The organism is Nitrosopumilus sp., from assembly GCF_025699125.1.
Lineage (GTDB): Archaea > Thermoproteota > Nitrososphaeria > Nitrososphaerales > Nitrosopumilaceae > Nitrosopumilus.
The window spans coordinates 16,598-37,508 of record NZ_JAILWC010000005.1 but is presented as its reverse complement, the minus strand read 5'-3'; the positions used below and the strand labels follow the sequence as shown (position 1 = coordinate 37,508).

30 protein-coding genes are annotated in these 20,911 nt (G+C 31.2%); 13 read left to right on the top strand and 17 right to left on the bottom strand.

Features of this window, described 5'->3' with window-relative positions:
* Positions 1-3: 3 nt before the first annotated feature.
* Both K5783_RS11030 and K5783_RS11025 read right to left on the bottom strand, forming a co-directional pair.
* Positions 4-378, bottom strand: a complete 375-nt coding sequence (locus tag K5783_RS11030) for a hypothetical protein (protein ID WP_278974227.1) — start codon at positions 376-378, stop codon at positions 4-6.
* Positions 379-892: 514 nt separating this feature from the next.
* The gene (locus tag K5783_RS11025) at positions 893-1,096 is read right to left on the bottom strand and encodes a hypothetical protein (RefSeq protein WP_297474346.1); all 204 of its coding nucleotides are present in this window, start codon (positions 1,094-1,096) and stop codon (positions 893-895) included.
* A gap of 108 nt (positions 1,097-1,204) precedes the next feature.
* On the opposite strand from K5783_RS11025, the gene K5783_RS11020 reads away from it, so the two are divergent.
* Positions 1,205-1,663, top strand: a complete 459-nt coding sequence (locus K5783_RS11020) for an Hsp20/alpha crystallin family protein (protein ID WP_109877019.1) — start codon at positions 1,205-1,207, stop codon at positions 1,661-1,663.
* Here the strand turns inward: K5783_RS11020 and K5783_RS11015 are convergent, their stop codons facing one another.
* The 7 genes from K5783_RS11015 to K5783_RS10985 all read right to left on the bottom strand — a co-directional run bounded on the left by K5783_RS11015 (position 1,664) and on the right by K5783_RS10985 (position 7,045).
* Positions 1,664-2,788: a DNA topoisomerase IV subunit A gene (locus tag K5783_RS11015; protein WP_297474345.1), complete on the bottom strand. Its 1,125-nt coding sequence runs from the start codon at positions 2,786-2,788 to the stop codon at positions 1,664-1,666.
* Positions 2,769-4,640 (bottom strand): DNA topoisomerase VI subunit B, encoded by a 1,872-nt coding sequence (locus K5783_RS11010; protein WP_297474344.1) that lies wholly within the window; start codon positions 4,638-4,640, stop codon positions 2,769-2,771. The genes K5783_RS11015 and K5783_RS11010 overlap by 20 nt, the downstream gene beginning before the upstream one ends.
* Complete coding sequence (locus K5783_RS11005) at positions 4,627-5,199, bottom strand: pre-rRNA-processing protein PNO1 (protein ID WP_109876939.1); 573 nt, start codon at positions 5,197-5,199, stop codon at positions 4,627-4,629. Before K5783_RS11005 ends, K5783_RS11010 begins: the two co-directional genes overlap by 14 nt.
* Entirely contained in the window at positions 5,196-6,008 is an 813-nt protein-coding gene (locus tag K5783_RS11000) for a serine protein kinase RIO (RefSeq protein ID WP_297474342.1), read from the bottom strand. The genes K5783_RS11005 and K5783_RS11000 overlap by 4 nt, the downstream gene beginning before the upstream one ends.
* A gap of 95 nt (positions 6,009-6,103) precedes the next feature.
* Positions 6,104-6,400 carry a DUF424 domain-containing protein gene (locus K5783_RS10995; protein WP_297474341.1) on the bottom strand — a complete coding sequence of 99 codons (297 nt, stop codon included), beginning with the start codon at positions 6,398-6,400 and terminating at the stop codon, positions 6,104-6,106.
* The gene (locus K5783_RS10990) at positions 6,400-6,822 is read right to left on the bottom strand and encodes a translation initiation factor IF-2 subunit beta (RefSeq protein ID WP_109876941.1); all 423 of its coding nucleotides are present in this window, start codon (positions 6,820-6,822) and stop codon (positions 6,400-6,402) included. Before K5783_RS10990 ends, K5783_RS10995 begins: the two co-directional genes overlap by 1 nt.
* A 70-nt stretch (positions 6,823-6,892) precedes the next feature.
* Entirely contained in the window at positions 6,893-7,045 is a 153-nt protein-coding gene (locus tag K5783_RS10985; RefSeq protein ID WP_048115260.1) for a DUF5679 domain-containing protein, read from the bottom strand.
* Positions 7,046-7,295: 250 nt separating this feature from the next.
* On the opposite strand from K5783_RS10985, the gene K5783_RS10980 reads away from it, so the two are divergent.
* From K5783_RS10980 to K5783_RS10965, 4 genes are all read left to right on the top strand, one after another.
* Positions 7,296-7,796, top strand: coding sequence for a hypothetical protein (locus tag K5783_RS10980; protein WP_297474340.1), 501 nt, complete (start codon positions 7,296-7,298; stop codon positions 7,794-7,796).
* 70 nt (positions 7,797-7,866) lie between these two features.
* The gene (locus K5783_RS10975) at positions 7,867-9,012 is read left to right on the top strand and encodes a DUF373 family protein (protein ID WP_297474339.1); all 1,146 of its coding nucleotides are present in this window, start codon (positions 7,867-7,869) and stop codon (positions 9,010-9,012) included.
* A 129-nt stretch (positions 9,013-9,141) separates the two neighbouring features.
* Positions 9,142-9,885 carry a polyprenyl diphosphate synthase gene (gene uppS, locus K5783_RS10970; RefSeq protein WP_109877021.1) on the top strand — a complete coding sequence of 248 codons (744 nt, stop codon included), beginning with the start codon at positions 9,142-9,144 and terminating at the stop codon, positions 9,883-9,885.
* On the top strand, positions 9,882-10,301 hold the full coding sequence (locus K5783_RS10965; RefSeq protein WP_297474337.1) for an NUDIX domain-containing protein: 420 nt from the start codon (positions 9,882-9,884) through the stop codon (positions 10,299-10,301). The genes uppS and K5783_RS10965 overlap by 4 nt, the downstream gene beginning before the upstream one ends.
* Here K5783_RS10965 and K5783_RS10960 read toward each other — a convergent pair.
* The 3 genes from K5783_RS10960 to K5783_RS10950 are packed head-to-tail and all read right to left on the bottom strand — an operon-like array spanning position 10,281 to position 12,739.
* Entirely contained in the window at positions 10,281-11,021 is a 741-nt protein-coding gene (locus tag K5783_RS10960) for an orotidine 5'-phosphate decarboxylase (RefSeq protein WP_297474336.1), read from the bottom strand. The two genes, K5783_RS10965 and K5783_RS10960, sit on opposite strands and share 21 nt — an antisense overlap.
* A complete protein-coding gene (locus K5783_RS10955; RefSeq protein WP_109876945.1) occupies positions 11,002-11,688 on the bottom strand; it encodes a hypothetical protein in 687 nt (228 codons plus the stop codon). The genes K5783_RS10960 and K5783_RS10955 overlap by 20 nt, the downstream gene beginning before the upstream one ends.
* Positions 11,689-11,737: 49 nt before the next feature.
* Positions 11,738-12,739 (bottom strand): adenylosuccinate synthetase, encoded by a 1,002-nt coding sequence (locus tag K5783_RS10950; RefSeq protein WP_297474335.1) that lies wholly within the window; start codon positions 12,737-12,739, stop codon positions 11,738-11,740.
* Positions 12,740-12,818: 79 nt separating this feature from the next.
* Here K5783_RS10950 and K5783_RS10945 point away from each other — a divergent pair, with 79 nt between their 5' ends.
* Positions 12,819-13,280 carry a hypothetical protein gene (locus K5783_RS10945; RefSeq protein WP_297474334.1) on the top strand — a complete coding sequence of 154 codons (462 nt, stop codon included), beginning with the start codon at positions 12,819-12,821 and terminating at the stop codon, positions 13,278-13,280.
* On the opposite strand, the gene K5783_RS10940 is transcribed toward K5783_RS10945, so the two are convergent.
* Positions 13,277-13,558: a Fe(2+)-trafficking protein gene (locus tag K5783_RS10940; protein WP_297474333.1), complete on the bottom strand. Its 282-nt coding sequence runs from the start codon at positions 13,556-13,558 to the stop codon at positions 13,277-13,279. The two genes, K5783_RS10945 and K5783_RS10940, sit on opposite strands and share 4 nt — an antisense overlap.
* A gap of 78 nt (positions 13,559-13,636) precedes the next feature.
* Between K5783_RS10940 and K5783_RS10935 the strand changes: the two genes are divergently transcribed.
* The 5 genes from K5783_RS10935 (at position 13,637) to K5783_RS10915 (ending at position 16,225) form a co-directional block, all read left to right on the top strand.
* Complete coding sequence (locus K5783_RS10935; protein ID WP_109876949.1) at positions 13,637-13,846, top strand: hypothetical protein; 210 nt, start codon at positions 13,637-13,639, stop codon at positions 13,844-13,846.
* Positions 13,847-13,906: 60 nt separating this feature from the next.
* Positions 13,907-14,548: a hypothetical protein gene (locus K5783_RS10930; protein WP_297474332.1), complete on the top strand. Its 642-nt coding sequence runs from the start codon at positions 13,907-13,909 to the stop codon at positions 14,546-14,548.
* A gap of 119 nt (positions 14,549-14,667) precedes the next feature.
* Positions 14,668-14,955 (top strand): winged helix-turn-helix domain-containing protein, encoded by a 288-nt coding sequence (locus K5783_RS10925; RefSeq protein ID WP_179371377.1) that lies wholly within the window; start codon positions 14,668-14,670, stop codon positions 14,953-14,955.
* 155 nt (positions 14,956-15,110) lie between these two features.
* Complete coding sequence (locus tag K5783_RS10920) at positions 15,111-15,707, top strand: L-threonylcarbamoyladenylate synthase (RefSeq protein WP_297474331.1); 597 nt, start codon at positions 15,111-15,113, stop codon at positions 15,705-15,707.
* Positions 15,704-16,225: a THUMP domain-containing protein gene (locus tag K5783_RS10915; protein ID WP_109876953.1), complete on the top strand. Its 522-nt coding sequence runs from the start codon at positions 15,704-15,706 to the stop codon at positions 16,223-16,225. Before K5783_RS10920 ends, K5783_RS10915 begins: the two co-directional genes overlap by 4 nt.
* Here the strand turns inward: K5783_RS10915 and cgi121 are convergent.
* Genes cgi121 through K5783_RS10900 form a run of 3 tightly spaced genes read right to left on the bottom strand, consistent with a single transcriptional unit; the run spans position 16,217 to position 18,115 of the window.
* A complete protein-coding gene (gene cgi121 / locus K5783_RS10910) occupies positions 16,217-16,990 on the bottom strand; it encodes a KEOPS complex subunit Cgi121 (protein ID WP_297474330.1) in 774 nt (257 codons plus the stop codon). The two genes, K5783_RS10915 and cgi121, sit on opposite strands and share 9 nt — an antisense overlap.
* A 40-nt stretch (positions 16,991-17,030) precedes the next feature.
* Positions 17,031-17,327 carry a hypothetical protein gene (locus tag K5783_RS10905; protein ID WP_297474328.1) on the bottom strand — a complete coding sequence of 99 codons (297 nt, stop codon included), beginning with the start codon at positions 17,325-17,327 and terminating at the stop codon, positions 17,031-17,033.
* A gap of 32 nt (positions 17,328-17,359) precedes the next feature.
* Entirely contained in the window at positions 17,360-18,115 is a 756-nt protein-coding gene (locus K5783_RS10900; RefSeq protein ID WP_297474327.1) for a TatD family hydrolase, read from the bottom strand.
* Positions 18,116-18,211: 96 nt separating this feature from the next.
* Between K5783_RS10900 and K5783_RS10895 the strand changes: the two genes are divergently transcribed.
* Positions 18,212-18,433 (top strand): histone, encoded by a 222-nt coding sequence (locus K5783_RS10895; protein WP_297474326.1) that lies wholly within the window; start codon positions 18,212-18,214, stop codon positions 18,431-18,433.
* A gap of 110 nt (positions 18,434-18,543) precedes the next feature.
* On the opposite strand, the gene K5783_RS10890 is transcribed toward K5783_RS10895, so the two are convergent.
* Positions 18,544-18,954 (bottom strand): plastocyanin/azurin family copper-binding protein, encoded by a 411-nt coding sequence (locus tag K5783_RS10890; RefSeq protein WP_297474325.1) that lies wholly within the window; start codon positions 18,952-18,954, stop codon positions 18,544-18,546.
* A gap of 75 nt (positions 18,955-19,029) precedes the next feature.
* Here K5783_RS10890 and K5783_RS10885 point away from each other — a divergent pair, with 75 nt between their 5' ends.
* Positions 19,030-20,781 (top strand): AIPR family protein, encoded by a 1,752-nt coding sequence (locus K5783_RS10885; RefSeq protein WP_297474324.1) that lies wholly within the window; start codon positions 19,030-19,032, stop codon positions 20,779-20,781.
* Positions 20,782-20,911: the final 130 nt, after the last annotated feature.

Below are 20,911 nucleotides of genomic sequence, written 5' to 3'. Positions count from 1 at the left end.
CGCTCAAACTAGAATTTTTTGTATATTTCCTTGAGATAACAAGTTGGTTTCTTGTAGTTTTTTATCGGCAATATCACTTGCATCTTTTGTAACTCCAACATAAAAGGGCAGATGCTTTCCTTCTGATGTTCCAACACCCATCATCATCTTTGCCAAAATTTCCATTTTTTCTTTAGTAGAATCAAATGTGATAGTCTCAGAGTCTGCAACAATTCCCAAATGATAGATTTCCTGTTCAGAATCCCATCCTATTATATCAGGTTTGACACCTTGGACATCTGCAGGTTCATTATATCCATTGCACATTGCATATAGTATTTCTAACCCTTTATTTTGAAAATTATCTGCCAAATTTTTTACCATATCTTCATTAGTCATTGAGGTTATTTGAAAAAAGTGATAGTTAATATTTTGTCAACAAACGTATTGAAAATAAGCTCTAATGTGAATCATACAATATTATTTAATTTACCAAGTATTACCATCTCAAGTATAAACATCCATACAATAATAATATTGGAGTGTAGAAATTGTTTGAATAAATTATTTTTATTTTTACAATGGAGTATAGTTATAAACACATACACACATCTTTAAAATATCAGCATGTTAGAATAAAATTAATTTAGATACATCATACAAAACAAAAATATCACACATATGATTGCATAATAGCAATAGATTATCAGGAGCAGATTCAAGATAAAAAAGAAGTTACACACTATGATATTCAAAAATAATTTCAATTGAAATAGTGCTTTTAAGACTTTTGCACTTATTTCTGATGGTCACCTCAGTAACTCTTGTATCTGCAATCGATTTTCGGTAGCTGGATCTCTAGTTTTAATACTTGTAAAGCATAATGTAGAGGCGGCAACGACCACAAGATGTTTTACTGAAGGGTATTTTCCTTTTTAGCATCATTAAGAATTTTTATGGCATTTCGCTTAACCTTTTCAGATAAATCAGTCTTTTTTAGGATTAGAGATGATAGTAAGAGTACTTTTCGGAGTTTTGTCTCAAAGTCTTTTTGGATGACATCTGACTTGATATCCTCTAAAACAGTTTGAGTGACATCTTGGTGATAGCATTTCATCTAGATATATTGGCATCATTGACAAATAGAATAATCGAAATATAATAAAGGACATAATGGTCAAAAACCAAAGATACTTTATATTTGGCAAACCCAAATTTTTACTGTTTGGCAAGTTATAAGGGAGCATATTCAAATGAACAGTCATTAAATTTTGTGATACCAATTATCGTAATTCTGTTTTTAGGAATAATCTACATCATGACACAAAGAGCTGATTCAGGGTTTGTGAGTTTTATTTTGATTGGTGCAGCAGCTTTAACGATGTTTTATTGGGTTAGAGTCTTGAAGAAAATGACAAAAGATCAAAAGCCACTATACACTCAAGCAAGAGAACAAGAAACAAAGAATTGGGTTTACGATTTGATCAAAGGTGAAGGAGAATTTGTTTTTGTAGCTGAAGTTCCAGGTCCTGAAGACAAAATTGCAGTCAGATTAGTTGATGGAATTTTATACATTCGTGGAACTGCAGGATTTTCAAAGGAGGTTCCAATAGAAGGTGCAAATGAGATGCAGATATTTGATTTCAAATATAGAAACGGCGTCTTAACACTTAGAATAAAATAATTAAAGACTTTTTGCTAGTTCTAATTTTTGTGGAAGATATTTTTCAGTAATATTTGTAAGACCGTATTTTGAGAAAGCCTCTAATTCTGCTTTTCTTTTCAGTCTTAAAAATACATCAAGCTCTTTTTTCCAAATGCCATCTTGATATCTAGGATCTTTTTGTAAATCATAACATCGTTTTATGTCAGATTCAGTCATAGGAATCGTAGGGAGTTTATATTTTTCAATATCAGTAGCCCATACTCCCACCCATTTTGCATCAGGAACTGTAAGCTCTCTTAGATGTGCTGCATTTGCAGAACCAGATTTTATAACCATAGCAATATGTTCTCCATACACATCTCCATCTGTAAGAACAATTACAGGTAAGCTCATCTCTTCATGAAGTCTTTTTAGTAAAGTTCTAGTTGAACGAGGGGCTTGACCGCCTGTATTGATAATAATAGATTTGAATTTTTTATCAATTTGTTCTTCAACAAATCTTGTAAAAAGACCACCTTTTTCAATAGCAATTACAATTTCAGCACTTGTATCAACTAATTCTGCAGTTGTCAAACTTGGACCAATAGAATAACCATCAGGATGATTTGATAAGTTCATGGTTTTTCCTTCATATCCAGGAATTGTATATTCAATATTCAAATCACCAAAAATAGAGCTTCTCTCTTCAGGGAATATGTGAAAATCTTCTCTAGGTTTTGAGGTGACTGCTTCCAAATCTACTATAATATTATCCGATTCTGATTGATCTTCAAATTCAATTGCAAATGCTTGTGATGAATAATAAACATCTCTCAAAGTAGATGATTTTTTTTCTTGAGTTAATCTATTTGCAAAGAATGCAAGCCACATCAATTGTGTAAAAGATCTTAATTGAGAAGAATTTCTGGAACTTCTAATTGCAGAATTATTTCCCAAAATGTATTGTCTCAGATTTTTATCATAAACAATGTTGCTCACAGATCTACTTGGAATGGAGAATTTTGGAAATTGTCCATTTTCTAGATCATCATATATTTTGGCACCATGACTTTTAAGCATCTCAAGAATATTCTTTTGTTTTTCATCAGCTTTTTTACTCCTATCTTTTATCTTATTTTTTTCTTTATTGGTTTTCAACTTCATTTTCCTCATCTACTGTTTTTTTAGATTCAATATTTTCATTTTCTAATATTTTTTTAAAATTAGGTTCTTTTTTCTTCCCTGCTAGTTCTGTGGCAAAAGTTGCAATTAAAGGAATGTATTTTGCATAAAGATTTGCTCGCTTTTTTGCCATATCAGCTTGTCCTCTTTTAGACATGTATGCAGCTAATTTTCTGGACAGGTATTGTAATCCCAATCTGAGCTCTCTTTCTATTTCAGGTCTATCAGCAACGTTTTCTTTTCCTGCAGTCTTGTATGGAATTCTAGTAGAGCAAATATGAGACACGATTATGAATGGAGGATCGCCTTTAACCTTGTATCTACCCCAATCAGTGTCATTAACAACTTTGAGTACTACATCACTACCTTCATCATAGAGCAATGGAATTCTATTTGCATATCTGTAAACATGTGGCCCACCAGTTTTAATATCACCACCATAGGCAATTCCCATCTCAATTATGAAAGGAAATCCAGAATATGCAGATGCAGGACGTTGAACTACAGCAGCAAAGTCAGGATTAAAAAATTTCTGTATTCCTTTCTCTAGAGGTCCTTCTCCTAAAGGGGCAAGACAGCTTGGATCAGGTGCAAGAAAATCGTCAAATTTTTGAAGAGAGTCACTCAGGTTAACTAATTCTTGATTTGTCATAGTACCCATTCGTTTTTCAGGTTTGAATCCAGCAAATTCTGCAAATTTGAGTGCAGTAGTAGGACCTATTCTTTGAAATCTTTTAGTCAAAAACGTAGTCAAAGGTTCGCCTTGAACAGTATTAGTTAATTGTTTGAAATAGGAACTTTCAGGATCCATGTCTACAGATTTTGATTGTGAATCACCAAAATCCCAATAAAATAATTTTTTGTTAGGCATATCAATATCTTCAATTTTTATTTTGTTTAGTTTTTCAAAATCCATTTTTAGAAATGACATCAAAGCAATAACTACTCTAACTTGACGTGACAAAGTTTTCCATTTTTTCTTTGCCTTGTCCATAATTGCAGTAAAGCTAAGATTTTTCATCGATAAACCGAGATCTTTTCGTACTTTTTCAATCATTGCATCATCAATATTTGGAATTTCAAATTGAGATTCAACAATCATTCTTCTTATTCTTTCTACATCAATTCCATGAGGATGAGGTCTAATTATTGTTGGAGGTGGAGGTATGTCTTTTACAAATCGTGGATGAGAGAATTTTTCTCCTTTAGGATCATCAAAAGTTATTGATGCATAAGGAGTAATCAAAGAAGTTTCATAAACATAGTCTCTGATTTTGTTTCCTGCTTTAGAATAATCACCTTCTAAACAAATACTCACTGAAAGACCTTTCTTTGAAACTTCTTTTGTAGTGTGCTTTACAATCACAGGTTTGTTTTTTTGAATATCCAATAATAATTCAAATTCATCTTGAGTGTTTCCATCTACAGAACTTTTCACAGTAACAGGTTTGTTAGTTGTAATTTGTCCATACAGAATTGCCATAGTTGCACCAAGTCCAAACATACCTCTTGCCTGTTTAAGTCCAAATTTGGAACCATACAATACAGTACCAAATGCAAGTGGAATGTGTTCAGGATCTATTCCAGGCCCGTTATCTTTTACAGTCAAAATGTATGGTTTTGGATCAGATTTTTCAGGATCTACAGCCTTGATAATTAAATGAACATCTGGGAGGATTCCTTTTTGATCACATGCATCTAATGCATTTTCAACAAATTCTCTTACTGCAGTGTAAAGAGAGCGCGTAGGATTGCTAAATCCAGCTAAATCACGGTTACTGTAAAAGAATTCACTAGGTGAAATTTGGTTAAATTTTTCTTTAATCAAAGACATCTTGATCTTCCCATAATTTCATTTTTTCTTGTTTGTCTCTTCGATTTGCAGCTTCTAATTTTGTATAAACTGCTCCATGCATACTTCCACTTGAAATAGAAGATATTGCATCTACAGCTAATCGTAATTTACTTGAATCACCAATAATTGAAACAGTTTTTCCATAAACTGAGATATGAGTACCACTAAGATTTTCCATATTTCGTCTAGCTCTACCACCTTCTCCAATGATCCTCCCTTTTATCCTTTCAACATTGGCATTAGATTTTCCAGCAAATTCTCTAAGATCAATTACATGCAATGCATTTTCACCTTGCAATAAAGTCATAGCATTTTCTGGTGAAAAACCTCTACCAATAGCTGTAACAATTTCCATTGCTTTGAATGGTTGAATTTTTTCTACATCACCTTGAGATTTAATAAAAACTTCACCAGTTTCACCATCAATGTCTAAAGAAACATGACATATAGATTCAATTTTTGATTTCACATTACCCGATTTTCCAATTAAAACAGCAATTCTATCATTTGGAATACGAATTAATTTTTCAAAACTCATTGTACAATTTCCTCAAATAATTTAATTGGATCTTCAACAGAAATTCCTCTTTTATGGAAGAATTTTGTAATGTTATTAATATCTCTTTTAAGAAATTCTTGTGCATTTGGATGTCTAAGATCAACTCCAGAACCCAGATCAAAAACTACCAATCCATTTTCTGTTTTAAAAATATTATATTCTGAAAAATCACCATGAACCAATTTTGCTTTATTGTAAAGATCCTTAATGATACAAATTGCTTTATGATAATCATCTTCATCAACTTCTGAATATAATAATAATTTGGATGGGGCACCATCTTTACCTATAAATTCCATCATTAGGATATTTTTTACAAGGTAAAGCGGTCTCGGAACTGGAATTCCAGCCTCATAGCATTGAGATAAGTTACGAAATTCCTTTTTTGCCCACAGATAAACTAAATTTTTTGTACCTTTTTTGATATGAGAAAATCTTGGATCACCAAGTATGTATGGTTCACGTTTTTTAAAATTTGATGTACTAACCAAATAAATTTTTAACGCTACATTAACATCATTTTCATCAACACCCCAAAAAAGAACTGATTCTTTTCCAGCACTTATAGCTCCATTGACATATGCAATAACATGATCCGTAATCATTTTGTAAAGAGTCATGACAGTTGGTTTATCCAAAACTTCATTGATCACTTTACCTTTTTTGAATCCGTCCTTCAGACCTCCTCGTTTAGATTTAAAAATTAATTTTTTATCAACCTTAGATTCTATCTTTCTACTCAAATCATCAAAAAGTAAATCATCAGACATTATATCATCAGAATTCATATCATTAGGCAATGAGTGTTGTTGAAAATACTAGATAAAAGAGATTTCCTTTGTAAAAAAATAAACAAGAATCAAAAATCAAATCTATCAGAACATTACATATTAAAAACGATCAGAAATGGAACACCAGAAATTGTTTTAACTCCATTTTCAGAACCTACTCCAAGATCAATAGACAATGAAATTGTTTCTTTTCCGACCATGTTTATGATTGAAGATTGTTTTAGCAAATTAATTGCTTCATCTTTCTCAACAAATCGTTGACCATAATAGCTTTCACTGATATGGATGTTTAATTCATCCTGAATAATTTTTTTCCCTAACAATTCAGCATCACAGATATTGAGCATCATATTTTTTTGATACTCAGTTACACGTACTGAGAACTGCATTACGCATATTTACCCTTCAAAGTAGACTTTGCACCACATGCTTCACAAATTAAAAATGAGATGCGATTTTCTTTAAGGATTTTAGTATCTGGACTTTTACATGTGGGACATTCAAGGTAATCTTTAACATAAATTTGAAATAATCTTGTAAAATCATCAGGAGCTCGTCGTCCTACAAACATTGCTTTATCACCAAGTCTTTCAGCAGGAACTGCAAATTCTTTTGAGAGATATTGGAGAACTTTATCAGGATCTCTCCGAAGAACCTTTGGAAATTCGGAAAAATTACGAAGAAAAGTTTTTTGTCCTTCCCACATTACATCTACAATAGGAAGTTCAAACCTAGTCGAAGAATCTTCATTATTATCACCTAGTTTGTCCTGAATACGTTTGAGTAGTTTTTCATATTCTGCTTTAGTCAATAAATGATAATGCACACTAGACCCTATATGGGTTTTGAAAAAGAGAATTCGAGTGGACTTTTGTTAGAAGTTATTCTTTTGGCATTGCACCAATACGGAATACATTAGTTCCACAAGTAGGACACGTGCCTTTTACAGCTGGACGTCCATTCTTTAGTTTAGTTTCTTTGGGATCTTTGATATCCCTTTTTGCTCTGCATTTTACGCAATATGCTTGAACCATTCTAAAATTTGTCAATCTTACGGGTATTTAGGAAGAGGCTGTGAAATTTATTTAACTATAGACTGGATAGACGTAATTTTTTTAGGCTGTAAAAAGTAAAAATTATTAAAAAATCCATTTAATATAACCAATTTATAAAAAAAATCTGCGAAATTCAGTACAATAGTATTTTTTTTTCAAATGTTTGTATGTAAATTATAATTTTTTGAATTATTACCAATTATAAACACCCTGACCATAAAATTACAAAATGGCATCAAAAAAAGGGATTGTAATAACGGTCATAATTTTAGCTGCAATTACTGGTGCCAGTTTTTTGTTGTGGTTAGTTCCGCCAGAGGATGAAACAACTTTTGTAGTATCTGATTATGAGGGGTATCTTGATGGTGTAAAGAATATCCATGAAGTACTACAAGAATCAATAGAAATTGAATATCAAGACCTCCGTAATGGTGAAATTTCTCCACGAGACTATATTGTAGTAGCAGAAGTTACTTCATCACAAGTAACATCTCAAATTAGTGAATTTGTAACATCAAAACCTCCAGAAATATGGCAAGATAGCTACATTAGCTACATGAACGCAATGAAAAAATTCAATTCGTATATTGGTGAAACCAAGGTGTTAGCCAATTTAATTGAAAAAGGAAGCACAGATGCGGAAATAGATGAAGTCATAGAAAAAATAGAATCATTGAAAAAAGAATCTCTAGATTATGCAAGAAATTCCGAAGAGCAAAGACCGAATTAGGCTCAAAACCCAATTTTACTAATCAGAGTGGTTGGAAATCATTAAAAAGTAATTCGCTAATAGAAATAGAATGTCTCAGCAATCTGACAAGGTGGAAAAAGATGTTAATGCGTCAGCAGCCAATAGATTACTTGTTATTTGCATTGATAGAGATAATGATGTAGGAGAAAAAGCTAGGATCACCACACCGGTTATAGGTAGAGATGCATGTATTGAGGCAGCTCAGAGATTAGCATTGGAAGATCCTGAAGATGCTGATTCAAATTCAATTTTTGCAGCAATAAAGACATACGAAGATTTGATCAGTAAGGGATACCAAGTTGAAGTAATAACTGTTGCAGGAGTTAAAGATAGAGGAGTTCAAGCAGATGAAAAAATATTAGCTGAGACAAGAAAGGTTTTAGAGAATTTTTCTGCAAATGGAGCAGTCATAGTTTCTGACGGAGAAGATGATGAAAGTGTAATTCCAGTAATACAAAATGTTCTACCAGTAGTATCAGTCCAACGAGTTGTGATGAAAGTAAGTAGAAGTGTAGAATATTCCTATGCAGTTTTTGGAAAATATCTAAAAATGCTTGCTTACGATTCAAAATATTCCAAATTCTTTTTGGGAGTTCCTGGAATTCTTTTGTTAATTGGTGGAATTGCAACTGCATTTGGATATACTGCAGAAATATTTGCAGTACTTGTGAGTATTTTAGGAGGAGCATTTTTGATCAGAGCATTTGATATAGATAGAGCATTATCAAATTGGTCAAAACCAACTCCGATGGGTTTTATCAGAATGTTTACAATGGTTGCAGGAATATTATTGATACTTTCATCGGTTCCTGCCGGAATCAATTCTGTGGATTCAGAATTAATTGAAGCAGATACACAATTAATTTCAAAAATTACAGACAAGATGATAATTGGACAATTTGTTGTTGGAGCATTACCAATTTTATGGATTGGTATGGGAGCAATTTTTGCAGGTACACTACTTAGTAATTGGATAGGAGGGATTCCAAGACAAATTAGCGATAGCTTAAGAATTATAGTTCTAATTTCATTATATCCAACAGTAGCACAATTCACTAACGTTATGATTTATGAAGAAAGTTCATTTACTTTGATTCCACCTTTGTTGGGAGGATTAGCTGCAACATTGATTTCAGCCACTATTTTGTTCAAGAAATATAGGAAGCATAAAAATCAAGAAATGATTTCAGACTAAATAACAGTCTTTAGGAATAAAGATAAATTTCTGAATAACACTGATATCTCCAATCACATACTAATCAAGAGGTGAACGGATATTAGTAAAATAAAAGAAGTGATTTTTCAATTATCTGGACTTTACAAAATCTATGGAAGAAGGCTAGAAAGAGAAATTCAGAATGGCGACATTCCAAATCATGTTGCATTAATTTTAGATGGAAATAGAAGATGGGCTAAAAGACATCTAACAATGCCAAAAAAAGGTCATTGGAAAGGAGCCGATGCAGTAGAAAATCTTTTAGATTGGTGTGAGGAATTTGATATTAAAATCGTAACACTGTATGCATTATCAGCAGAGAATCTGAATCGAAAGGATGATGAATTAGAATATCTTTATGAATTAATTCGGATGAGATTAGAAAAATTATACAATGATCCAAGAATTCATCGATGTAAAATGAGAGTTAAGGGAATTGGGAGAATCGAACTTTTACCAGATTCAATAAAAGAAATTCTTGGAAGATTGGATGAAGCTACAAAAAATTACCATAACCATTTTCTAAACATAGCATTAGCATATGGAGGACAATATGAATTAGTAGATGCTGTAAAAAAAATAGGAGAAAAAATTAAAGATGGTTCATTAAATGTTGAAGACATCAATAAAAAAGAGATCGAAGCAAATCTTTACACGTCACATTTACCTCAATCATCCCCAGATATGATATTGAGAACATCAGGAGAAAAAAGATTGAGTGGATTTCTAATGTGGCAAAGTGCATATAGTGAATTAGTATTTATGGATATTTTTTGGCCAGAGTTTAGAAAAATTGATTTGATGAGAGCAATTAGAACTTTCCAGGAAAGAAAAAGAAGGTTAGGAAAATGATTGAAGAGACATCAGCAGGAATCGTGATATTCAGAAAAGAAGATTCAAAAAACTTATTTTTATTATTGCATTATCCATCAGGGCATTGGGATTTTGTAAAAGGAAAAATGGAAGTGAATGAGACAACACATCAGACTGCAATTAGAGAAACAAAAGAAGAAACAGGAATAACAGACATCAGATTTGTAGAAAATTTTGAAGAGTGGATTGAATATAATTTTCAATATCAAGGAGAATTAATTCATAAAAAAGTAGTATTTTTCTTGGCCGAAACAAAAACTGAAAAAGTTGAAATTTCACATGAACATCAAAATTATACATGGACGGATTACAATACAGCGATGGAAAAAACAACATTTGATAATGCAAAAACAGTTTTAACTAGAGCTCAGATGTTACTTTCCAAAACTTTGTAATTGTAATTCTTTTGCAACACTTAAAGGGTTTTTAGAATTTAGTATGGTTCTACCTACAATCAAATAATCGGTTCCAGACGAAATTACTTCATTTGCATTTCCACCTTGAGTTCCAACACCAGGAGAAAAGATCTTTAAATTTTTGCCTGCCTTTTTAGAACAATATTGAATAATTTTTGGAAAAGTTGCTCCAACAACAATGCCATCAACTTTTGCAATCAAAGCCCAATTTAGAAATAATTGGTATAATTGTTGTTTTTTACCCATTTTGATTTCCATGTCATATGACAATCTAGCTTCTGGGGCACTCATGTGACATAAAGTAATAACACCTTTTCCATTTTTGTGAGATAATTTAACCAAATTTTTTAAACTATCAAGACCCATGATTGGATTTGCAATTACTGCATCAAAACCTAAATTCCAAAGATGTTCTGTTGTAACTCGATTTGTATTTCCTATATCATTTAGTTTTATGTCGGCAATTGTTTGTAAACCATATCTGTGAGCAGTATTATTGATTTTAAGAATTTCTTTAGCACTGAGTGGCAATAGTAAATGAAAATTTAGTTTAATGCCACACAGAAAAGGATGTAATTGTTTAATATTTTGGATAGTTTTTGTTTCCAGATTTTTTACAGAGTGATCATAATCATTTGCAAGGATTACTTTTCCATTAATTTTAGAGATCTGTGAAAGTCTAGTTTGGAAGGTGACCATAATCAACTAAAGGATGTGTGTCTTTTAATTTTATTATTTTAATATAAGAGTAACCATGCTCAGAAGGATTTTCCACAAAGGATGGTAATGTTCCATCTGTAGTTGAGAATTTTAAGAACGGTTTATCCGGATCTTCGTCTAAAACCACATGACAAAAATATGACGTCCCTTCATCATTAAAGTTCATAAAAACTCCAATTAACCATTTATCATTACGTGGAAATAAGAATAAGGGAAAAGGAATTTCTTCAAAACCCCAAGTAAGTTTTGCTAGACTGTACAAATCTTCCAATTCAATTGGCTGATATCTATCAAGAGTGCCATTTCCTGGTTGTAATGTTTTAGGAAGGGATTTGATTCTAACAATAGGAGAATAAAGTTTACTTGCATCAGAAGTGGTATCTACAATTGCAGATTCCTCTTTTCCACCTTTTAATCCATAACAAAGATAATGACCATTATGTTCTAGAGGAGTATAATATACAATTGGTTTTTCTTTTAGAATATCCATCTGCACTGATAATATTTTTTTCCCATTATGATCATGTAAAAAAGATACGCGTGGTGCACGCTCAAGTGCACAAACGAGCCTAGTAAATTCTAAAGTTGAATGTACTTGAATGTAACGTGGGAATTTATCAATGGTAGTAGTTTGTAATTTATCCACAGATGTTTATTGTAGATTATCAAATTAAACTTATCCAAAAATTTGGAGCCTAGTTTCTTCTATCAATTACATCATTAACTGCAGGACCAGTACCAATAATTGTTACAGGCGTGTTTAATTCATTTTCAATATTTTTTATGAATGATTTTGCATCATCAGATAAGTCATCAAAGGATGTTTTACCTGCACAATCTGAAAAAAGTACATCTAATTTTGTAATAGAGATTTGTGTCGCTCCATTAAGCATGATTGCACGCCTAGCTAAATCAAAATCAAAATCAGCTGCACGTCTTTGACGACCTGTGACAGTACCAAATTCAGACCATCCTTTTTTTTCTGCTTCATCTAAAGACAATTCTTTTGCTAGAGGACCAGTTCCAACACGCGTGACATAGGATTTGAAAACAACAATCACCTCATCTACTTTTGTAGGTCCAAGGCCCACATCAGCACAAATACCAGATGCAGTAACATCTTTTGAGGTAACAAATGGATATGTTCCATGCCATAAGGAAAGAAAAGTTCCTTGAGTACCTTCCACCAAAACATGTTCATTTTTACTTAATGCAGTGTTAATTTCTTGAGGAACATCCGTGATAAGAGAAGACAGTGAATCAAAATCCTTTGCAAGTTTCAAAACTCTCATGGCTCTATCAGCATTGGCAGGTCCTGTGCCAGAACCAGTACTGCCAATTTTATCTTTTAATTCACCTTTAGAATCTCTAATAAGATGAGTTTCCTCAATAATTCCACAGTGTTTATCAATAAATGAACGTCCTGAAACTTCAAAATCGTTAATTTCTTTTTTAAGAACTTCGGGATTAATTACAACTCCTGGACCGATCATTACTTTGGCATTTTTATTCAAAAAACCACTTGGGAGCATTCTAACTTTATACACTTTATCACCGTCTCTAATGGTATGACCAGCATTAGGGCCAGCACCACCACGAACTATAATTGTAGGATTATCTTTGATTGCTAAATACGAAATTATTTTTCCTTTCCCTTCATCACCAAAAAATCCGCCAACAACTACAGTTGATGTCATGTAGTGCAATTCTATTTCGTTTATTTAAGCTAAAGTATTACCACATGATTTTATATTCAGTAATAATTCGATTAGATCGATGGTAGGAGAAAATTTTGCTGGAAATATTATAATTAATTTAGCTAATCTTCCAGATTTTCTAAGAAATCCAATTCTTAAAAAAAGAATGATGGAATTTTTTTCATTGTCCGAATTGGACCAAAAGGAAGTGATCAATAATGCGTTAGAGGCAGGTCCAACAATCCCGTTCCCTAATTTTTCAAAGCTTTTCAGAACATGGCTCAAAATTTTAACTACGTTTTCAGAAGAACAGAGAAAAGGATTGTTTACGGCATATATTGTTGAAGTTTCCCAATCACCTCAAAAATTAATCTCCTTTAATTTAGATGGAATTTTAGAAGTGTTTTTAACATTAGAAGAGAAGGAGAAAGAAATTCTTGCTAACACCATAAAAAAAATCATCAACGGTTTGGATGAAAATGCAAAAAGAAGGGTAATGATAGTTATACCAGATAATGCTAAAAAACACTTGAAATTTTAGGCACTAGTAGGCTCATCAGGTTTCCTATTATCCTCATTTGTATAATCAATAACTTCTCCTTCAGGAGATAATACACCTACAAAGATCTTTTCATGTTTTTTCAACAATTTTCTATGATCAAGCATAGACATGTCAAGTTTCATCTCATTCATTACCATTATTTGATATTCTTTCCATTCAGCCCAACATTTGTTACAAGTAGGATATTTCTCAGCAACAACACCTAATTGTTCAGTATCAGGAATAGGGTTTTTACATTTGGTACAAATACGACTCATAGAAATTATCAATAATAAACTACTTTTATCTTTTTTTGAATCTAAAGTAATAATAATTAACAAAGACCAAAAGCCAATATGAAGATAAAATGCCCTAAATGTAAAGAAGATGCAGAATTGGCAATGGATTTTTCAGTTGTAAAATGTGGTTCATGTGATTTCGATATGAGTTATGGAGAATATGTTAAATTTGTTGCACATAATGAATCTAAATATTCAGATATTCTTGGAGATTATACCGGAAGTACAGAAGGTCATACTTCAGGATCTTTGGATGAATGGGATTAACAACATGGTAAAATCATTCATCAGATTAAAATAATTAGTTCAAAGAGGTTCTAAACATCATTGGAATTTTTGTTAGAAAACATCCTTAATCTTGTAGGGTTTTTAGTAGGATTAGTCATAGGAGTAATGTCAATTATAGGATTTAGAAACACTGGAAGTCCTACATTGTTTAGATTATCAATTGCATTTTTGTCAATTAGTTTAGGATTTTTTGTTATATGGATGGGTTACATTATAGAAGATTTTGTTATAAAATCTGGAACCATAGAACGATGGGTACAAACTTTAGGAATTGCCATTCAAACAATAGGATATTTTTTCATTGCACTTTCACATAGCATAAAATCTTTTTTTCCTAAATCAAGTTATTTTAGATCAGTAGGAATCTTACCTTTATTCTTAGTTTCTTCAGTTCAATTAGAGCATATTTTCAGATCAGTGTCTTTCATTTTGTTAGCATATGGTGCAATAGAAACAATGTTGTCATATTTTGAAAATAAGAACAAAGGGGCAATTTCAGTAGCTGTTGGTTTAGGACTTTTAGCATTGGGCGAATTTTTAGGATGGTATTCTTTTGTATTCCCTGAATCAATATTATACACAGCATCAATGACAATCAAAATTGGAGGATTAGTAGCATTATTCATTCCAATAAGTAAAGTCCCATTAACTAGAATAAAGTTTGATGATGATTTTGAATAGTTTGAATACAGGCTCAGAAAAGCAGAGATGAAAAAATTGTCAAATTCTTTTATCTTTTTGGTTTATTGGAAAATATCAATGAACTCTCATAGAAATTAGAATAATATTCTATTAAGTAAATGGCAGAATATAGAACACATATGAAAATCATTGGAGATATTCTATCAACGACTAGAGATGATCTACAAGACGAGGATGGAGCAACAGTAACATACCTAATTAGAAAAGCAAATATTTCTCATTCAAGAATTTCTAGAATTCTAAAAACCTTAGTATCTCAAGGACTTTTGGAACAAGTTGATTCTCAAGGTTCAAACAAATATAGAATTAGTCAAACAGGTAGAGAATTTCTTCAAGCATATAACACATTTACAAATTTTGCAGACAATTTTGGATTAAATATTTAGTTTTCTACTTCATCAAAGTCATCATCAAAATCATCTTCAAATTCTGTATCTTCATAATCAGAAGGATTTGACATACTTTACAAATGAAAATACCATTCTATTAAAAATGTATTCAAAAGTAAATGATAATTAAACAAAAAAAACTATAATGAACAATGAGAGTAAAATGTGATCAAGAGGGAATAGGAAAAGCGTTAGAGATTATCAATAGGGGAGGGATTGTAGTTTACCCCACTGATACAGTATATGGTATAGGATGTGATCCATATAATGATGAAGCTGTAAAAAAAATTTATGATATTAAATCTAGAGATATCTCCAAATCATTACCAGTTTTAACATATTCAATTAAGACTGCAAAGAAAATTGTATTTTTAGATAAATTCACAGAAAAAATTGTAGAAAAGTTTTGGCCAGGACCCCTTACGATAGTTTCAAAATTAATTGATGAAGATTTAAAAAAAACATTAAGTTTGAATGATAAAATAGCTATAAGAGTTCCCAAACATGATTGTATATTAAAAATTTTGAAGGAATGTAAATTTTTAGTAGGAACTAGTGCAAATATTTCAGGTCATCCATCATTTACCAATCCAGATGAATGTTTTAGAAGTATAGAAAACTATGATATTTTTGTTGACGGAGGAACAATTACAAGTAAAGCAGAATCAACCATAATTGAAATAGAAAATGAAAAAATCAAAATTATTCGAGAAGGCTCGTTAAGTAAAGAGGATATTTTAAAAGTATGAATTTGATAATTACTTGTGCCAGACATCTGGAAACAGAAACTGAGGATGAATTAAGAGACATTTTAGAAGAATACGGAGATTCTGATGCAAAAATCTCAATCACAAATATGTCAGGTATTTTGACTGCTGAAACGAATCTAAATCCTGTAGAGGTTGTAGGAAAAATGAAAGAGATGCTACTTGATGAGCCATGGAGTATAAGATATTGCCTAAGAGTAATCCCGATTCAAAGAATTGTTGAAACAAAAATTGAAGAAATTGAAAAAATTATCTCTGAAGATTCAAAACAGATTTTGGATGGAGAGACATATAGAATTTCAATAGAAAAAAGAAATTCAGACATATCCAGTCAAGAAATTATTTCAAAAATTGCAAATAAAATAAAAAATAAGGTATCACTTGAATTTCCCGACAAAATTATTTTAATTGAGATTTTGGGAAATAAAACAGGAATTTCTATTCTGAAAAAATCAGACATACTAAGTGTAGAAAAAACAAAACGCAGTATATCAGAGTAAGACTGCTGCTTTTTCAACCAAAATATCTTCTAAAGGATTTTTTGAGTATGCAGAATCAATTTGTTTTTGTGTAATTTTAAAATGTTTTTTGAGAAAAGAGTCATTTTTTTTTGAAAATAAATTCACCGATAGTGTAGACAAATCATCAAACAATAAATTTAAAAATTTTTTATTCCCAATAGCAATTAGAATAAAATTAGTTCTGGGTTTTATTCCTGCAGTCATTATTGCATCAGATATTTGTTTAGTCAATGCAAATCGCATCAGGATATCTGTTTCAAGCTTATTTGAAAGTAAAATATTATTTTTTTTAGATTCAAGAGATAAGGATAAGATTTTTTTTAAATGATAGACATTCATTATGAAATTACTTGATACAGCCTGAAATAGAATTTTTGGATATTTTTTTCTTAAATCATCAATGAATTTTACATCAATGGTTGATTTACCTTTGATTTCAATTATTTGGATTTGTTTTGACAATATTTCAAAGGTAATTTTTTTTGATGTTCCTCCATGAATTACTGGAATGATACTCACAAGATCATTATTTTTTATTATTGTAGATTTTCCATTCATAGCTGAAGAATCTACACCATTGATTGCGATTAGAATATTCTCCATATCCAATTTTGGTGAGTCAACAGGCTTTAATTCTAATAATAATTCCAATAATTCTTGAATAGAGATATCAGATTTGTCAATTTCCAAAATTTCTTTCAAAAAAGACTTTTTAGCGCCTCCAACTAATTTTACAGAAATCATACGAATCTAATCAAAAATTCTAAAATTAATACTTAATTTATTATTCTATTTTTTCTTCAGGTGTTACTTCTGTAACAGTTTCAGGTGCTTGAGATTGAATCTCCTCATCTACTTGTTCTTCTACACGTGAAGATTCAATTCTAGATTGTTTGAATTTTTCTTCTCGGATCTCTTTTTTGATAAATTTTGTAATATAACCTGCAATTTCATTTTTCAAACCTTTAGAACGAATAATAGAAATTTGATCTAGTGCTTTTTTATTATTGGCAAAATCTTCACCAAATTTAGATTTATGATCTACCAATACCTCGTATGAAAGACGTTTGATTCTATCCAATAGTCGTTTTAAGAATGGAGGGTATTTTATACCTATATTCCAAGGAATGAATTTGAATTTTTTTCCAATAAAAATGACATTTCATCAAACGTTTTTCCTAGAATTTTTGAGGCACAAAATATCACACTAGGTATGAAAGTTACTTGCCCAGATTTCATTTCAAAACACCTAGAGAATTTTACTGGACCGTCTGTTTCAACAAGAATTTTTGATTCATCTGTAACAGATACTAAAGTTTGTTTATCATTTGCATAAACCATAACTGGCCCATAAGATACAAAAAATCCCATATCCATTGCTTTTTTGAGTTGTTTTTTACTACCGTCAAACCAATGAAGTAATGCATGTTTAGTGCTAAAGGATGTCATTATTTCAAAAACATCATCAAGACTTTTTCTTGAATGAATAGAGACAGGTTTGTTAAATTTTTCTGCAATTGACAATAAAGTTTCAAAAACATGTTTTTGTTTTTTTTCTTCTTCAGGACTATGTACATAAGTGGGATCTAAGCCTATTTCTCCAATTCCAGAAATATGAGTAAAGTTATTTTCTATTAAATTAATCATTTTTTCAAGATCATCATTCGCACATTCAGGATGAATTCCAATAAAAGGTAAAACAAGATTACTTTTTTGTGCTAACTTTAAAGTTTGTAAAGAATTTTCAACATTCATTGAAACACAACATGCTTTGATTTTTAGATATTTCATTTCCTCTAAAATAAATCCAATATCTGAGGCATATGTTGAATCAGACAAGTGTATGTGAGAATCAATATACCATGCCATTTCTTTATCAATTCTTAAAATAGTCTGTATAAATCGATTCCTTAGTGATATTTTTTCACTCATAATCTTTTTTCGGAAAAAATTGAAATGGAATTCATGAGAGCATCAGAACTTGGATTATCTGCAATGTATAGAATTTTGAAAAAAGCTGGAGCTGAAAGAGTAAGTGATGAATCAGCAGATGAATTGAGAAGGGTGATTGAAGAGATTGCAGACAGTATTGCAAAAAGTGCCGTAGATATGGCTTCTCATGCAGGTAGAAAAACGGTAAAAGGTGAAGATGTGAAGTTGGCTTCAAAGCCATTTAACAAATTCTAATCTAAAGAGTTTAATTGTTCATTTTGTGTTTTTTAAAACGGTACTCTGGCAGAACGGTTATGCGTGAGCCTGCAAAGCTTATACAAGGGGGTTCGACTCCCTCGGGTACCTTATTCTACTATTACTTGTCCCTTCATCCAAGGATGAAGAGTACAAAAATAATCATATGTTCCCTCATTATCAAAAGTAAGCGAAAATGATTCAAAGGGATCTAAATATCCACTATCAAAAAGTTCAGTAGGTTCATCGTAAAAACCAGAAGTTACACTATGAAATGCTGAATCCTCATTTATCCATGTTACCTGTTTACCTTTTTCAACGAAAATTTTAGAGGGAATATAGCAAATGTCTTTTACCTCACATCCTGGACGTGAAACTTTTGTAGGCATAATAACATCACCTTTCAAAATCACATCAGATGTTTCTTTATTTTCATCATCAGAATTACTTGAAAGAGATGATGCAAGAATTACAATTAATGCAACTCCAATTACGCTCAAAATAGTTATTTTTTTTATCACAAAGCATCACGTCCAAAACAAAGTTATTACATAATTACCAAATTCTCTAAATATATAACATATTAGAAATTTCAATTGACTCACAACGGAAATGGATTGTTAGAATACATTCCAGGTTCACATACCCTTTTAATACAAAAAAACTCTAGTTTACCTCTTGAAGGATTTGCTGAAAATATTCGAGGAAGCATTCATGAATATGCAGAAAATTCAAAAAGTGATGTAGAAAAAGGAAATAATTTTCTTCAATGGGTTCTAACAAGAGTTTTTGAAGCCACAGAAGATGATGCAGCAGATGCAATTGTGGATGGAGCAAATGATCTTGGGATAGATGCCTATCTACCTGTAGATTTTTCAGACAATACAATCAGATTATTTCAATCAAAATATGGCACATCTCATTCATTAGAAGCAATTGCAAAATTCAAAGAAGATGCAAAACGATTATTTGCAAAAGATGTGACAAAAATGAGACCTGAATTAGCCCAGCTTGTAACAAAAATTAAAGAAAAAAATCTAAAGATAAAATGTTGCTATGTTACGGATCAGAAAGTAGAATATGAAGATGAATTAGTTGAGATCATAGATGAAGAAAAAATAATTCAAAAATTATGGGACAGAATAAAAAAACCAGCAGCAGGAAAAAAATCATCAATCAAATTAGAGAGAATGCTCAGACATGAAAATACAATATTAGGTATTCTAAAATTAAGAGAATTAACTGAATTTGTGAGTAAAAGTAGGGATTATGTTTTTGAATCAAATATTAGACAATGGATGCAATTCAAGACTACAGTTAACAAAGGATTACGCGAAACGCTGCAAAGTAATCCAAGTAAATTCTTTTTTTACAATAATGGAATCACTATTGTAGTTAGTGACTTTACAGAATTGGGAGAGAATTTGATTGAGCTTCATGCTCCTCAAATTGTTAATGGTGCTCAAACATCAAACTCAATTCTAGATCATGCAAAGAGAACAAAAAATATGGAAGGTTCCATGACAGTTACAATAATCAAAGCAAATGATGAACAAGAACAAAACAATATTACAAAATATAGAAATTCTCAAAATTCTGTTAGAGGAAAAGATCTCGTTTCGTTGATGGATTTTCATAAATCAATCAAATCACAGTTAAGAAACTGCGGATATTTTTATGAAATTCAAGCAGGTTCTTTCGATACCAAATCAAAATCTAAACAATGCGAATATGAAGGAGATTTAATTTATAATAATTATCTTCCAGACAATCATAAAAAAGTCATTGTTGCCAAAGATGCAATTCAATCTTTAGTTGCAGGAATTGAACAAAGACCTACAGAAGCTTATAGTTCACCAGCTCAATTTCTTCCGAGAGGAAGCAAATATGATGATATTTTTAATGACAATTTAAAAGATGATTACAGACTTTTGCTGTATCCATATCTTGTCAAAGAATTTGCAAAAAAATCATTAAAGTACGGAAAACAAGGAGGACACAAAACAAAAAGATATGCAACATTATTTTTTGTTGCAGTTTATTTTAGAATAATCCATAAGAAAATTCTTGAATCAAAAGGAGATTATAAAGGAGATATTAGAAAGTTGGAGCCTATTTTTCGCAGTTTCAAACTAAATTCTAGAATTTTAAAAATCACAGATATAGTGGTTACTAAATTTCTTGAGGACACTGTCGTAGATGATGAAATTGAATTAGCCAATACTAAGCACAATTTCTTTTCTCAACACGTCTGGAATGATACGATGCTACGCGTTATTGATAAAAAAATTAGACAAGAAGATGATGAAATATCCGCATTAAAAAAACTAGCAAATAGTTTATTTTAATTTTGAAGGCAGAAGCCCAACCAAGTAAAAATCTTGCAGGAGGTTTACATTGGTCAGACTATCTACCTAAATTTAGTAAAACCCAGTGATATTTAACATGATTTTTTATGAGTATTGTTTTCTACGAGAA